The sequence below is a fragment of the Nocardia sp. X0981 genome, from assembly GCF_977089955.1.
In genome coordinates this window covers 2454447-2469335 of record NZ_OZ372435.1, presented here as the reverse complement: position 1 = coordinate 2469335, position 14889 = coordinate 2454447, and the positions used below count along the sequence as shown (strand labels likewise).

Here is a 14889-nt window from a genome sequence, read left to right as displayed (position 1 = left end):
CCCGAACCTGTCGTCAGCACTGCCCGTCTCCTCTGAAGGATCCTGAACGTGCCCGTCGCCCCGGACCCCTGTGCCGCCTTCGGCTCCTATGCTTGCCCACACCGTTTGGTAACCACGGAATGGCTGTCGGCAAACCTCGGCACGCCCGGTTTGAAGATCATCGAATGTAATGCCGACGTCCTCCTCTACGGCATAGGCCATGTTCCCGGGGCCAGCAAGCTCGACTGGCGCAGCGATCTCGACGACCCGGTGACCCGTGACTATATCGACGGTGATCGATTCACCGAACTCATGCGCTCCCAGGGCATCGAACGCGACGACACCGTCGTGTTGTACGGCAACGACGGTAACTCGCATGCCGCACACGCACTGTGGGTTTTCACCATGTTCGGCCACGCCGACGTCCGGCTGCTGGACGGCGGCCGCGACGCCTGGATCGCCGAATCGCGCGATACCGTATTCGAAACCCCGGAGCCGGCCCGCAGCTCTTATCCGCAGGTCGAACGCGACGATTCGACCGTGCGGGCGTTCCGCGAAGAGGTTCTGGAGCGCCTGGGCGCACCGCTGGTGGATGTGCGCTCGCCGCAGGAGTACGCGGGATTCCCCGGCGAGCCCGGCACCACCGGAGCGCTGCGTGGCGGTCATATCCCGACCGCGGTCAACATTCCCTGGACCCGTGCCCTCGGACCCGACGGCCGCTTCCGGCCGCGGGCCGAACTGGAGGAGGTGTACGGCGACCTCTCGGACGCGGGGCCGCTGATCGTCTACAGCGGCGCCGGCGAACGGTCCAGCCACACCTGGTTCGTGCTGTCCTATCTCCTCGGCTGCGAATCGGTGCGCAACTACGACGGTTCCTGGACGGAATGGGGGAATTCGGTGCGTATGCCGATCGCCACCGGGGCGCGTTGAGAACACCCTCGGACGAAACGACTTCCGGTGTACGGACGGCTACCACACCCGCCGGTCGGAAGGGAGTGTGATCTGTTACCTACTCTCCGGTAGGGCTATCCGGGTTCCGCCTTTGTTGGCAGACTGCCTACACTCCCCCGAGAGAAAGTGTCGACCACGGGCGCGGAGCCCGCGCAGCGGATCCGAACCCACGGAAGCGGAGCCCACGAAGCGATCCGATCCTTTCCGACCGGACCGGCGACCCCGATCCGCGGGAGCGGAGCCGAAGCACGGCCCATCCCGCACAGCGACCCAGAGAGATTGCAACAGGAGGCTCAGTGCCCAGCCATGCCAGCGCGCGGATCACGAAGGTACTCGTAGCTAACCGAGGCGAGATTGCCGTGCGCGTTATCCGGGCGGCCAAGGACGCCGGTCTCGGCAGTGTCGCGGTTTACGCGGAACCCGATGCCGACGCGCCCTTCGTCGAGCTCGCCGACGAGGCCTTCGCCTTGGGCGGGCAGACCTCGGCCGAGTCGTACCTGGTCTTCGACAAGATCCTGGACGCCGCCGCCAAGTCCGGCGCGGACGCCATCCACCCCGGTTACGGTTTCCTCTCCGAGAACGCCGACTTCGCCCAGGCCGTCATCGACGCCGGGCTCATCTGGATCGGCCCGTCTCCGCAGTCCATCCGCGATCTGGGTGACAAGGTCACCGCCCGCCATATCGCCGAGCGCGCCGAGGCGCCCATGGCCGCGGGCACCAAGGACCCGGTGAAAGACGCGAACGAGGTCGTGGAGTTCGCGAAGAAGTACGGCGTGCCGGTCGCGATCAAGGCGGCCTTCGGCGGCGGCGGACGTGGGATGAAGGTCGCCCACTCCATCGAGGAGATCCCCGAACTGTTCGAATCGGCCACCCGCGAGGCGGTCGCCGCCTTCGGCCGCGGCGAATGCTTCGTCGAGCAGTACCTGGACAAGGCCCGCCACGTCGAGGCTCAGGTCCTGGCCGACAAGCACGGCAACGTGATCGTCGCGGGCACCCGCGACTGCTCGCTGCAGCGCCGCTTCCAGAAGCTGGTCGAGGAGGCCCCGGCCCCGTTCCTGTCCGACGCGGTGCGCGCCGAGATCCACGCCTCCGCCAAGCGGATCTGCAAGGAGGCCGGCTACTACGGTGCCGGCACCGTGGAATACCTGGTGCAGGGTGAGACCGTCTCCTTCCTCGAGGTCAACACCCGCCTGCAGGTCGAACACCCGGTTACCGAGGAGACCTCCGGTATCGACCTGGTGCGCCAGCAGTTCCGGATCGCCAACGGCGAGAAGCTCGAGATCACCGAGGATCCGACCCCGCGCGGGCACTCCTTCGAGTTCCGGATCAACGGCGAGGACGCGGGCCGCAACTTCCTGCCCGCCCCCGGCCCGGTCACCGTGTACTCCGAGCCGACCGGCCCGGGCGTGCGCGTGGACTCCGGCGTGGTGGCCGGCAGTGTCATCGGCGGCCAGTTCGATTCCATGCTCGCCAAGCTGATCGTCACCGGGGAGAACCGCACCCAGGCGCTGGAGCGGGCGCGGCGCGCGCTCGCCGAGTTCCGCGTGGAGGGCCTGGCCACGGTGATCCCGTTCCACCGGGCGATCGTCGAGGACCCCGCCTTCGTCGGCGACGGTGAATCGTTCGATGTCTACACCAAGTGGATCGAAACCGAGTGGAAGAACACCGTCGAACCGTTCGACGGTGGCGGTGCCGCCGCGGACGACGAGGACCTGCCGCGGCAGAAGGTCGTGGTCGAGGTCGGCGGCCGCCGGGTCGAGGTATCGCTGCCGGGCCAGTTCTCGGTCGGCGCGGGCGCGCCCGCGGCCGGTGGCGTGCGCAAGAAGCCGAAGCCGCGTAAACGAGGCGGTGCGGGCGGTGGTGCCGCTTCCGGTGACGCGGTCACCGCGCCGATGCAGGGCACCGTGGTGAAGGTCGCCGTCGAGGAAGGCCAGACCGTCGAAGCGGGCGATCTGATCGCGGTGCTCGAGGCCATGAAGATGGAGAACCCGGTGAACGCGCACAAGGCGGGTGTGGTGACGGGCCTGAACGTGGCGCCCGGTGCCGCCATCACCCAGGGCACCGTACTGGCCGAGATCAAGTAGGTCCGTTCGCGGCGCCGCCACGAACGGATCCGCGGCGGCCGGGCCGACAACAGCCGAACACCGGAGCGGATGCGCGATCGATGATCGCCATCCGCTCCGGCATATGGTGACCTGGTGAATCCAGTATCACCGGCGGTCGCGGAGGTGATCCGCGACTGTTTCGCATCCGGTAGCCGATCCGACGGTCATCGGCTGGTCGGAAACGGTGCCGGTTCGCAGCGCGCTGAAGGCCGGGGCCACCCATGCGCTGATCCTGCGCACCCGCCGCGCCGACGAACGCCGTCCGCTCCCGCCGCGCCTGCACGACCTCGTAGGCGGCACCTATATGCGTTTCCGGGCCCCGGGCGCCCACCGCGCGTGGAAAGAGCGGCCCGGCCAGCAGGCGCTCGAGGACGGGGTGATCGCCGAGATGGGACCGGCGGCGCACCAGATCCACCCGCCCGCCGGAGCACCCGATATCAGCAGCGTCGAAACCGATCCCGGCATCCTCGCCCGGGGTATGGAGATCGGCCACCGCGCGGTCACCACGTTCTTTCCCGAATTGAGCCCGATCGCCGCGGAGACCTGCTGATATCCGGCATCGCAGGCAGCCGCCCACCCGCATGAGCAGCGTCGGCGGGCCCGGTACACAGCAGGAGACCCGTGGCGGCTCGGCCCACCGGTTCCGCGCCGCGGTCACGGAGGCGGACCACGTACGCCGGGTCCGGCGGGCGCGGTTCAGTCGAACCGGATGCCCTGGGCCAGCGGTAGCTCGCTGGAGTAGTTGATCGTGTTCGTGGCCCGCCGCATATACGCCTTCCACGCGTCCGAACCGGACTCCCGGCCGCCACCGGTATGTTTCTCGCCACCGAACGCGCCGCCTATCTCCGCGCCGGAGGTACCGATATTGACGTTGGCGATACCGCAATCCGACCCGTCGGCCGCGAGGAAACGCTCGGCCTCCCGCTGATCGGTCGTGAAGATCGCCGAGGACAACCCTTGCGGGACACCGTTGTGCAGGGCGAGTGCGGTATCGAAATCCTCGTAGGTGAGCACGTACAGGATCGGGGCGAACGTCTCCTCCCGCACGATATCGGTCTGGGCCGGCATCCGGACGATCGCCGGGCGGAGGTAGTGCGCGTCCGGCCCCACCCCCGCGGGCCGCACCGGGTCACCGCCGCAGAGCACCTCGCCGCCGTCGGCGGTGGCCCGCCGGAGCGCGTCCTGCGCGGCGACCGCCGCGGCGGGGTCGCAGAGCGGACCCACCTGCACCCCCGGTTCGAACGGGTTGCCCACGCGCAGCTGCCCATAGACGCGCACCAGGCGCTCCAGCAGTTCGTCCACGATCCGGTGATGCACGATGAGCCGCCGCAGTGTGGTGCAGCGCTGGCCCGCGGTACCCACGGCAGCGAACACGACGGCCCGCGCCGCGAGATCCAGGTCCGCGGAGGGGGTGACGACGGCACCGTTGTTCCCGCCCAGTTCGAGCAGGCAGCGACCGAAGCGAGCGGCGACGCGGGGCGCGACCTGCCGCCCCATCGCCACCGACCCCGTAGCGCTGACCAACGCGATACGCGCGTCGTCGGCGAGCCGGGCACCGGCGGCGGCCGAGCCCGGTATCAGCTGGTGGATCCGTTCGTCGGCCCCCGCAGCCCGGACCGCCCGGCGCAGCAGGCCGTGGCAGGCCAGCGCGGTCAGCGGCGTACGGTCCGAGGGTTTCCACACCACCGTGTCACCACAGACCAGAGCGATGGCCGTGTTCCAGGCCCATACCGCCACCGGGAAGTTGAACGCGGAGATCACGCCGACCACCCCGAGGGGGTGCCAGGTCTCCATGAGGCGGTGCCCGGGCCGCTCCGAGGCCATCGTGTAGCCGTAGAGCTGCCGGGAGAGTCCCACGGCGAATTCGCAGATATCGATCATCTCCTGGACCTCACCGCGGGCCTCGGCGGGTATCTTGCCGACCTCCAGGGTGACCAGTTCGGCCAATTCGTCCTGGTGCCGGCGCAGCAGACCCGCCAGTTCCCGGATCACGGCCGCGCGGCGCGGCGCCGGAACCAGCCGCCACGCAGTGAAGGCGGCGGCCGCATCGGCGATCGCGGTGTCGATTTCGGCGGCGGTGTGCGCACGCAGCCCGAACAGGGTCTCGCCGTTGATCGGGCAGCGGACGGGCATATCGCCGGCGGCCGGGTATTCGAGGTCCATCGCATGCAGCAGGCCGTCGATCCGATCGGCGAATCGGACGGTCCGGTCTTCGGTGTCGATCTCGGTCATCGAGAGCTCCTGGGGTTCGTCCGGACGAAATACGCTGTGCGAATGCGGTAGCCGGAGAATGAACGTTCACAACAGAGTTCCGGCGCTGTGTCCGCTACGTTAGCCTGCGTTGGTGGCGGAAACACCGGCAAAACCAGCCCTGGACGAGATCGATCGCCTGCTGATCCGGGAACTGATGGCCGATGGACGGGCGACACTGTCCAATCTGGCCGAGAAGGCGAGCCTTTCGGTATCCGCTGTGCAGTCGCGGGTACGCAGACTCGAGGCGCGCGGTGTGATTCGCGGTTATACCGCGAAGGTCGATCCCGAGGCGCTCGGGCAGCTGTTGTCGGCATTTGTCGCGATCACTCCTCTCGACCCTTCCCAGCCGGACGACGCACCGGCCCTGCTGCAGAACGTGCCGGGGATCGAGGCCTGCCATTCGGTGGCCGGCGACGAGAGCTACATGCTGCTCGTGCGGGTGGCCTCACCCCGCCATCTGGAACAGTTGCTCCAGCAGATCCGGGCGACGGCGAACGTACGCACCCGGAGCACCATCATCCTGCAGACATTCTACGAAAAGTAGTCAATATCGTAACAACTTCGAATATCTGCCGACTTGCCAGAAATATTTCCTGGCAAGCCGGAGCTCGCTCCCGTACCGTCGGGATGTGACCGTCGAACTTGAACTATTCGGCACGGGCGATGGCACGGCCTCCGGCCGCATCCCCCCGGCCCGCGTACTGGAAACGCTGTCGGCGAGCATGCTTGCCGACGGTTTCGATCTGGTGCTCGATCTGCACGCCTCATCCGGCCGTCATCTGGTCGACGCGCGCGACGGCACCGACTACCTCGACATGTTCGGCTTCTTCGCCTCCAGCGCCCTCGGCATGAACCATCCGGCACTGGCCGGAGACGCCGTCTTCCGGTCCGAATTGACCACGGCCGCACTGAACAAGCCCAGCAATTCCGATATCTACACCGCCGAGATGGCGCGGTTCGTGGCCACCTTCGTGCGCGTGCTCGGCGATCCCCGCCTGCCACATCTGTTCTTCATCGACGGCGGTGCCCTCGCGGTGGAGAACGCCCTCAAAACCGCGTTCGACTGGAAGAGCCGGCACAACGAGATACACGGGCGCACAACGCGACCGGGTCGCGAAGGGGGCGTACTCCACCTGACCGGAGCGTTCCACGGGCGCACCGGCTACACCCTGTCGCTGACCAATACCGACCCGGTGAAAACCGACCGCTTCCCGGCCTTCGACTGGCCCCGGATCGAAACCCCCTGGCTCGGTGCGGACACCGATATCGAGCGGGCCGAACAACGGGCACTCGACCAGGCCGCGCGCGCCTTCACCAGCTGGCCCAACGGCATCGCCTGCTTCATCGCCGAACCGATCCAGGGTGAGGGCGGCGACCGGCATATGCGGCCGGAATTCCTGCGGGCGATGCAGCGGCTGTGCCATGACAACGACGCGCTGTTCATCGTCGACGAGGTGCAGACCGGTGTCGGTGCCACCGGAAGCGCCTGGGCCTACCAGCAACTCGGCCTCGAACCGGATGTGGTGGCCTTCGGGAAGAAGACGCAGGTATGCGGAATCATGGCCGGTGGCCGGGTGGACGAGATGGCCGACAATGTCTTCACGATCCCGTCGCGGATCAATTCCACCTGGGGCGGCAATCTGGCCGATATGGTGCGGACCAGCCGCATCCTCGAGGTCATCGAACGCGATGGGCTGATCGAACGAGCCGCGGTCGTGGGCGACCATCTGCTCACCTTGCTACACGACCTCGCCGCCCGGCATCCGGCGGTCACCGAACCCCGGGGTCGCGGCCTGATGTGTGCGATCACCCTTCCCGACACCGTTTTCCGGGACGCGGTACTCACCGCGCTGCGCGACCGTGAACGGGTGCTGTTGATCGGCACCGGAACACGCGGCATCCGGTTCCGCCCGCCGCTCACCGTGGAACCCGAGGAACTCACCGCGGCGGTAGCCGCCCTCGACCGGGTCCTGACGGACCTGCGCTGACCCCGGCCCGGATCAGGCGGGCTCGGGGCGCAGCTCCAGAGCGTCTTCGGCGAACCGGCGCACCGCCACCAGGGCCGCCTCCAGCGCGGCCCCCTGGCCCGGCCGTGCCCAGCCCTCGATCCGCGCCGTCCCATCCGGGGCCGGGGTGACCCCGATCTCGGCCACCAGTTCCGCTGTCGTCGGTTCGCACACCGCCCAGGAGAAGTGGGATTCCTCGCCCCACTGGGCGGTGCGGCGAGCCACATAGTCCGGATCGTCGATCCCCCCGGAGGCCAGCGCGGGCCGGTCGTCGATCCGGTCGTCGGCCCGCAGGGCGCGCAGATACCAAGAGCCCGCGTTGATCTCGATCGGTTCCATGCGGTCACCTTCGCACAGGGCCGGCCCACCCCGCCCGGCGGAGGGACGCGGAACCGTTGCGCGGTGACGAGACACCGACCGGCGGCCCGGTCGGTGAGCTCACACTGTGCCGGGCCGCCGGGCACGATTAGGGTCGGAGTACAGTCCGTGCCCCGGGGCTTCGGATCACCGCCCGCCCGGCCGGGCCCGCGGTGACAGGAAGGATGCGTGATGGCCGAGCAGCGCTTGGGCCGCTACCGGCTCGAACGGTTGCTCGGGCAGGGCGGGATGGGCCAGGTGTGGCTCGCCCACACCGATCCGGCCGGTGGGCGGCCCGGCAGGCGGGTCGCGCTGAAACTGCTGCCCGCCGAACTCGCCGCCGATCCGACCTACCGCACCCGCTTCGAACGCGAAGCCGAACTCGCCTCCCGCCTGCGGGACAGCCATATCGTGCCGATCCACGCGCACGGTGAACTCGACGGCCGGCTGTTCATCGAGATGGAATACGTCGAGGGCGACGATCTGAGCCGTATCCTGCGCCACGACGGGGCGCTGCCGCCCGCGCGCGCCGTGGATATCATCGCGCAGACCGCAGCCGCGCTCGATGCCGCGCACCGCGCGGGACTGGTGCACCGCGACGTGAAACCGTCCAATATCGTCGTCCGGCGCGACGGTTTCGTCTATCTGATCGACTTCGGGATCGCGCACGGCGCGGGCAGCACCGCGCTCACCGCTTCGGGGCTGGCCGTCGGCACCTGGGCCTATATGGCGCCGGAACGGTTCACCGGCCGCACCGACGCTCGCGCCGATGTGTATTCGCTGGGCTGTGTGCTCTACGAGGCGCTGACGGGCGCCCGGCCGTTCGGCGATACCGACCCGGCGCGGCAGATGCACGACCATCTGACGACCACCCCGCCCAGCGTGCGCGCAGCGGTCCCGGGGATCCCCGCGGAACTGGACCGGGCGATCACCCGGGCACTGGCGAAGGAACCCGGGGACCGGTACCCCAGTGCCGGGGAGTTCGCGCGCGCCGCGACCGCCGCCGTCGCCGGGGCGGCCGGCGAACACCCGGGAACCAGGCACTACGGGCTGGACACCGATCATCCCGGTACCCGCCGTTACGAAACACCCGGACCGCCGGAGCGGCCCGCCACCCGGCGGTACGAGGTCGCGGAGACACCCGGGACGCGCGCCTATACCGATTACGCCCCGGGGAGCCCAGGACCGTCGCCCACCCGGGCGCCGGTACCGGTGTACCCGCCGACCCGCGCGTACACCCGGCTGGAAACCGGGGTACCGGCCGGGCACCCCGGGGCGGCGGCCGGGCACGGCCCCGGGGGCGCGGTACCCGGTCCTGGCCCTGCCGCGCCGGGCCGCTCCGGCGCCCACTACCCGCGCCCGCTCGTGGCATCCGGGCGGCGAGCGCCGCGGAGGCGGACGGCGACGCCGTCGCCCAGACGCGGAAGCCGGATACCGAAAGTGCTGTTGTGGCTGGTCGTGCTGGTGGGCATACCGCTGCTGCTCATCGGCGGATGCGTGGCGGCGCTGGTCGAAGGAGCCGGCTCCATCCGGATCTTCACCCCCGCGGACACCCCGGCGAACGGCCCCGCGGCCGCTCCCGGCGACCCGGTGCGCGACGGCGCTTTCGAGTTCACGGTGCTGAACGTGGACTCCGATATGGCGACCATCGGCCTCGAACGCGCGGAAGGCACATTCGTCGTGGTCAGCTTCACCGTTCGCAATATCGCCGATACTCCGAAGACCTATATGCCGCTCGGCCAGGAACTGCACGATACGGCCGGCGGGAAATTCGCCCCGGATGTGACCGCCACCGCGCAGCGTGCCGCCGCCGCGGCGGCGCCGCGCACCCTGCAACCGGGTGAGTCGCTGGGCACCCACCTGGTGTACGAAATACCGGCCGGGGCCGTACCGGCGAGCATGACCTTCCGCGATTTCCCGCTCTCGTTCGGCACCTCGGTTCCGCTCGGCGTGCAATAGCCCGATCGGCCACCACGCCGGGCGGCGGCGGAATCGCGTAATCTCGGTAGTGGTGCGATGTCCGAGCCGAGCAGTTGGGCAGTCTCTCCGGTGCGTCGCTCCGAGCCCGCGAGCACCAGCGCGTCCACAGTGGTCGGACCGTCCGGCCCGCCTGCCCACCGGGGTGAGCGGTTCGCCGGCCGGAAAGTGTGCCGCCCGCCTCGCCGCGGTGGCCCCGCGGGAGCTCGCATCGCGTTCCACGAACACCGAGTTTTCGAACACCAGGCACTGTCGCAGCAGAGAAAAACCGGACTGTCTCCGGTTGCCGGCTCGATCCGCCGGCTCCCGGCTATCGTGCCCCGCTGCCAGCAGGAGGTGATCGAGGTGACAGATATCCTGATCCGTGCTGTGCCCGGCGCAGTTATCGACGAGATCGACCGGCAAGCTCGTGGGCTGGGAGTTTCGCGTAGCGAATTCCTGCGCCGCCGGCTTGACCGGGAATTCCGGCCGGTCGGCAAGCTGACCACCGCGGACCTCGTCCGCCTCGCCGAACTGATTCGTGACACCCCTGCCCCCGATCTGATCGAACCGGAGGTGGCCGGCCCGGAGATGGTGGACGGCACCCGGGCCTGACCGGGTCGTCGTATCCGGCGCGCGGCCCCGAGCGGCGCCGGATACGGCGGCCTGTCGGTGCGGCGGTGCACACTGGGGTCCGTGACCGAGTTCTCCGCCGCCACCCAGCAGTGGTTCGACGGTGCGTTCCCGGCGCCGACCGCCGCCCAGCTCGGGGCATGGCGGGCGATCGCGGCAGGCGAGCACACCCTGGTGATCGCGCCGACCGGCTCCGGGAAAACGCTTTCGGCCTTCCTGTGGGCCATCGACCGGCTGGCCTCCGGCGATCGGTCGGAGGGCGGTACCTCGGTGCTCTACATCTCCCCGCTCAAGGCACTGGCCGTGGATGTGGAGCGAAATCTGCGGGCGCCGCTGGTGGGGGTGCGGCAGACGGCGCGCCGGCTCGGGCTGCCGGCGCCGGAGATCAGCGTGGGCGTGCGCTCCGGGGACACCACCGCCCGGGAACGCCGCCGGTTACAGCGGACCCCGCCGGATATCCTGATCACCACCCCGGAATCGCTGTTCCTGATGCTCACCTCGGCCGCGCGGGAGACACTGCGCGGCGTACGGACGGTGATCGTGGACGAGGTCCATGCCATCGCCGGTTCGAAACGGGGTTCGCACCTGGCACTCTCCCTGGCCCGGCTGGATGCCCTCACCGAACGACCGGCGCAGCGTATCGGCCTCTCGGCGACGGTCCGGCCGCCCGAGGAAGTGGGCCGCTTCCTGGTGGGACAGGCGCCCGTCACCATCGTCTGCCCGCCCGCACCCAAAACGTTCGAGCTGTCGGTGCGGGTCCCGATCCCCGATATGACCGAACCGGGCGATTCGGATCAGCCCGGTTCGCTGTGGCCACATGTGGACGAGGCGATCGTCGATCTGGTGCTCGCGCACCGTTCGTCCATCGTCTTCGCCAATTCGCGGCGGCTCGCCGAGCGGCTCACCGCGCGCCTGAACGAAACCTACGCCGCGCGACTGGGTGCGGCCGTGGAAACCGCCCACGCCCCACCGGCCCAGGTTGGCCCCTCCACCGAGGTGAGCCACGGGGCCGAGGCGCTGCTGGCCCGGGCCCATCACGGATCGGTGAGCAAGGAACAGCGGGCGTTGATCGAGGACGATCTCAAAAGCGGGCGGTTGCGCTGCGTGGTGGCGACCAGCAGCCTCGAACTGGGGATCGATATGGGGGCGGTGGACCTGGTGGTCCAGGTCGAGGCGCCACCTTCGGTGGCGAGCGGGCTGCAGCGGATCGGGCGGGCCGGTCATCAGGTGGGCGAGATCTCGCGCGGGGTGCTCTTCCCCAAACACCGCACCGATGTGGTGCGCTGCGCGGTGGCCGCGCAGCGGATGCTCTCGGGGCAGATCGAGGCATTGCGGATACCCGCGCATCCGCTGGACATCCTCGCCCAGCAGACGGTGGCCGCGTGCGCGCTGGAACCACTGGACATCGACGCCTGGTTCGATACCGTGCGCGGCACCGGAAGCTATGCCGCGCTGCCCCGGTCCTCCTACGAAGCCGTCCTCGACCTGCTGGCCGGACGCTATCCGTCCGACGAATTCGCCGAACTGCGACCGCGTCTGGTGTGGGATCGCGACGCCGGAACGCTCACCGGCCGCCCCGGGGCGCAGCGGCTGGCGGTGACCTCCGGTGGCGCCATCCCCGACCGCGGTATGTTCGCGGTGTACATGGTGGGCGAGAAGGCTTCGCGGGTCGGTGAACTCGACGAGGAGATGGTCTACGAATCGCGGGTCGGCGATGTTTTCGCGCTCGGCGCCACCAGCTGGCGGATCGAGGACATCACCTACGACCGTGTCCTGGTGTCCCCCGCTTTCGGGCAGCCGGGCCGGCTGCCCTTCTGGCACGGTGATTCGCTCGGGCGTCCGGCCGAGCTGGGAGCCGCGCTGGGGGAGTTCGTGCGCCGGGCCGGGTCGGATTCCGAGGCGCGGGAGCTCGAGCGGCGTACGGCCGCCGCGGGGCTCGACGAGAACGCCACCACCAATCTCCGCGCGCTGCTGGACGAGCAGCGGGCCGCCACCGGCCGGCTGCCCACCGATCGCACCCTGGTGGTCGAGCGGTTCCGCGACGAACTCGGCGACTGGCGGCTGGTCCTGCACTCGCCGTACGGAATGCCGGTGCACGCCGCGTGGGCGCTGGCCGTCGGCGCCCGGTTGCGCGACCGGTTCAGGGTGGACGCGGCGCCGAACGCCTCCGACGACGGCATCGTGGTCCGGCTCCCCGACACCACCGACGATCCCCCGGGTGCGGAGCTGTTCGTCTTCGAACCCGACGAGATCGACGACCTCGTCACCGAGCAGGTGGGCGGTTCGGCGCTGTTCGCCTCCCGGTTCCGGGAATGCGCGGCCCGGGCGCTGCTGCTGCCGCGCCGCGATCCCGGGCGGCGCGCCCCCCTGTGGCAGCAGCGGCAACGGTCGGCCCAGCTGCTCGACGTGGCACGGAAGTACCCCGATTTCCCGATTCTGCTGGAGACGGTGCGCGAATGTCTGCGCGATGTCTACGACCTCCCGGCACTGCGGGAGCTGCTGGGCCGGGTGGCGCGGCGGCAGATCCGGCTGGTCGAGGTGGAGACCGCCACTCCGTCGCCCTTCGCCAACGCGCTGCTGTTCGATTACATCGGCCAGTTCATGTACGACGCCGACAGCCCGCTCGCCGAACGCCGGGCCGCCGCGCTCTCCCTGGATTCGGGTCTACTGGCCGAACTGCTGGGCCGGGTGGAGCTACGGGAACTGCTCGATGCCCGGGTTATCGAGCAGACCGAACTGGAACTGCAGCGTCTCACCCCCGAACGCCGGGCCCGCGACGCGGAGGGCCTGGCGGATCTACTACGACTGCTCGGCCCGCTCACCCCGGCGGAGGCCCGGCAACGCTGCACGGCCGACCCCGCGGACTGGTTCACCGAACTCGCCGGGGCCCGCCGCGCGCTGGAGGTGAGCTACGCGGGCCGGGTGTGGTGGGCGGCCGTCGAGGACGCCGCCCGGCTGCGCGACGCGCTGGGCGTTCCCCTGCCGATCGGCACCCCGGCCGCCTTCATCGAACCGGTCGCCGATCCCCTCGGGGATCTGGTGGCCCGCTATGCCCGCACCCACGGGCCGTTCGACACCGAATCGACGGCCCGGCGATTCGGCCTGGGTACCGCCGTGGTCGCCACCGCGCTGCACCGGCTGGCCGCCGAGAAGCGGGTGGTGGAAGGCGAGTTCACCCCCGGCGCGGGCGGTTCGGAATGGTGCGATACCCAGGTGCTGCGGCGGTTGCGCCGCCGTAGCCTGGCCGCCGCCCGGCACGAGATCGAACCGGTGTCCACCGCGGCCTTCGGCCGGTTCCTGCCCGATTGGCAGCATCTGGGCAGCGGCGCGGGTGAGCTACGCGGCCTCGACGGCGTGGCGACGGTGGTGGACCAGCTCGCCGGCGTGCCCGTCCCCGCCTCGGCGTGGGAGTCGCTGGTGCTGCCGGCCCGGGTGCGCGACTACTCACCCGCCCTGCTCGACGAACTCATGGCCACGGGTGAGGTGCGCTGGTCCGGGCACGGCGCCATCAACACCAAAGACGGCTGGATAGCCCTGCACCCCGCGGACCAGGCCCCCCTCACGCTGCCACCGGCCGACGAACCGGAATTCACCGACGTCCATCTCGCCCTGCTCACGGCGCTGGGCGCCGATCCCACCACGTGGCCGCCGCCCGCCCCGGCGGAACGACTCGGCGCGGAACCGGCACACGGAGCCGAGGCGTTGCCGACCCGGCACAGTGAAGGCGCTTATTTCTTCCGGCAACTGGCCGATACGACGGGCCTACTGGACGATGCCCGGGTCGCCGCCGCACTGTGGGATCTGGTCTGGGCCGGTCTGGTGTCGGGCGATACCTTCGCTCCCGTCCGGGCCCGGCTGTCCGGTTCGACCCGGGCACCCGCCGCGCACCGGACCCCGCGACGAGCGCCTCGGAGCCGCACCTATCTGCCTCGCCCGGCCATGCCCACCCGCTCGGGACCGCCGACGGTGGCCGGCCGCTGGTCGCTGCTGCCCGAACGCGCGACCGACAACACGGTGCGCGCGCATTTCACCGCCGATCTGCTGCTGGAGCGCTACGGGGTACTCACCAAGGGGTCCGTCCGGAGCGAGGGTGTGCCCGGCGGTTTCGCGCTCATGTACCGGGTGCTCAGCGAATCCGAGGACCGGGGCCGCTGCCGACGCGGTTATTTCGTCGATTCCCTGGGCGGCGCCCAGTTCTCCACCACCGATGTGGTGGACCGGTTGCGCTCGTTCGAGGGCGATCACCGACCCCCGGGCACGGCGCTGGCGCTCGCGGCCTGCGATCCCGCCAACCCGTACGGCGCGGCCCTGCCCTGGCCCAAGACCGCGGGCGGTGCCGGTCACCGTCCCGGCCGCAAGGCGGGGGCGCTGGTGGTCCTGGTCGACGGCGAACTGGTGCTCTATCTGGAACGGGGCGGGAAGACCCTGCTCACCTGCACCGAGGAACCCACCGCTCGGCACGCCGCGGCCCGGGCCCTCGCCGATCTCGTGCACCACGGGCGGGTCGATTCGCTGGTCATCGATCGGGTCGACGGTGAATCGGTACACGGGAACACTTTCGCCACCTTCCTGACCGAGACCGGTTTCACCGCCACCCCGCAGGGGCTGCGCCTGCGAGGTCGCCGATGAGCCGGACCGGGCCCACGTAC

10 protein-coding genes are annotated in these 14889 nt (G+C 70.1%); 8 read left to right on the top strand and 2 right to left on the bottom strand.

The features are described 5' to 3' along the window. Positions 1-48 precede the first annotated feature (48 nt). From ACYR7D_RS10670 to ACYR7D_RS10660, 3 genes are all read left to right on the top strand, one after another. On the top strand, positions 49-909 hold the full coding sequence (locus tag ACYR7D_RS10670) for a sulfurtransferase (protein ID WP_459549447.1): 861 nt from the start codon (positions 49-51) through the stop codon (positions 907-909). 317 nt (positions 910-1226) lie between these two features. Next, a complete protein-coding gene (locus ACYR7D_RS10665; RefSeq protein ID WP_459549446.1) occupies positions 1227-3014 on the top strand; it encodes an acetyl/propionyl/methylcrotonyl-CoA carboxylase subunit alpha in 1788 nt (595 codons plus the stop codon). 205 nt (positions 3015-3219) lie between these two features. Then, positions 3220-3585 carry a hypothetical protein gene (locus ACYR7D_RS10660; RefSeq protein ID WP_459549445.1) on the top strand — a complete coding sequence of 122 codons (366 nt, stop codon included), beginning with the start codon at positions 3220-3222 and terminating at the stop codon, positions 3583-3585. A gap of 146 nt (positions 3586-3731) precedes the next feature. On the opposite strand, the gene amaB is transcribed toward ACYR7D_RS10660, so the two are convergent. Next, positions 3732-5198 (bottom strand): L-piperidine-6-carboxylate dehydrogenase, encoded by a 1467-nt coding sequence (gene amaB, locus ACYR7D_RS10655; RefSeq protein WP_459550113.1) that lies wholly within the window; start codon positions 5196-5198, stop codon positions 3732-3734. Between the two features lie 181 nt (positions 5199-5379). Here amaB and ACYR7D_RS10650 point away from each other — a divergent pair, with 181 nt between their 5' ends. Both ACYR7D_RS10650 and lat read left to right on the top strand, forming a co-directional pair. Continuing rightward, positions 5380-5832, top strand: a complete 453-nt coding sequence (locus ACYR7D_RS10650; RefSeq protein ID WP_459549444.1) for an Lrp/AsnC family transcriptional regulator — start codon at positions 5380-5382, stop codon at positions 5830-5832. Between the two features lie 85 nt (positions 5833-5917). Continuing rightward, complete coding sequence (gene lat / locus ACYR7D_RS10645; protein WP_459549443.1) at positions 5918-7276, top strand: L-lysine 6-transaminase; 1359 nt, start codon at positions 5918-5920, stop codon at positions 7274-7276. A gap of 12 nt (positions 7277-7288) precedes the next feature. On the opposite strand, the gene ACYR7D_RS10640 is transcribed toward lat, so the two are convergent. Beyond that, positions 7289-7633 carry a hypothetical protein gene (locus ACYR7D_RS10640; protein ID WP_459549442.1) on the bottom strand — a complete coding sequence of 115 codons (345 nt, stop codon included), beginning with the start codon at positions 7631-7633 and terminating at the stop codon, positions 7289-7291. A 210-nt stretch (positions 7634-7843) separates the two neighbouring features. Between ACYR7D_RS10640 and ACYR7D_RS10635 the strand changes: the two genes are divergently transcribed. The 3 genes from ACYR7D_RS10635 to ACYR7D_RS10625 all read left to right on the top strand — a co-directional run bounded on the left by ACYR7D_RS10635 (position 7844) and on the right by ACYR7D_RS10625 (position 14869). Beyond that, complete coding sequence (locus ACYR7D_RS10635) at positions 7844-9610, top strand: serine/threonine-protein kinase (RefSeq protein ID WP_459549441.1); 1767 nt, start codon at positions 7844-7846, stop codon at positions 9608-9610. A gap of 363 nt (positions 9611-9973) precedes the next feature. Beyond that, positions 9974-10222, top strand: a complete 249-nt coding sequence (gene vapB / locus ACYR7D_RS10630) for a type II toxin-antitoxin system VapB family antitoxin (RefSeq protein ID WP_459549440.1) — start codon at positions 9974-9976, stop codon at positions 10220-10222. 81 nt (positions 10223-10303) lie between these two features. Beyond that, the gene (locus ACYR7D_RS10625; protein WP_459549439.1) at positions 10304-14869 is read left to right on the top strand and encodes an ATP-dependent helicase; all 4566 of its coding nucleotides are present in this window, start codon (positions 10304-10306) and stop codon (positions 14867-14869) included. The last annotated feature ends 20 nt before the right edge of the window (positions 14870-14889 follow it).

What these genes read in the sequence shown, in the direction of transcription:
- amaB (WP_459550113.1), bottom strand. Translation starts at nt 5,198, where the DNA reads ATGGACCTCGAATACCCGGCCGCCGGCGATATGCCCGTCCGCTGCCCG.
- ACYR7D_RS10640 (WP_459549442.1), bottom strand. Translation starts at nt 7,633, where the DNA reads ATGGAACCGATCGAGATCAACGCGGGCTCTTGGTATCTGCGCGCCCTG.
- ACYR7D_RS10635 (WP_459549441.1), top strand. Translation starts at nt 7,844, where the DNA reads ATGGCCGAGCAGCGCTTGGGCCGCTACCGGCTCGAACGGTTGCTCGGG.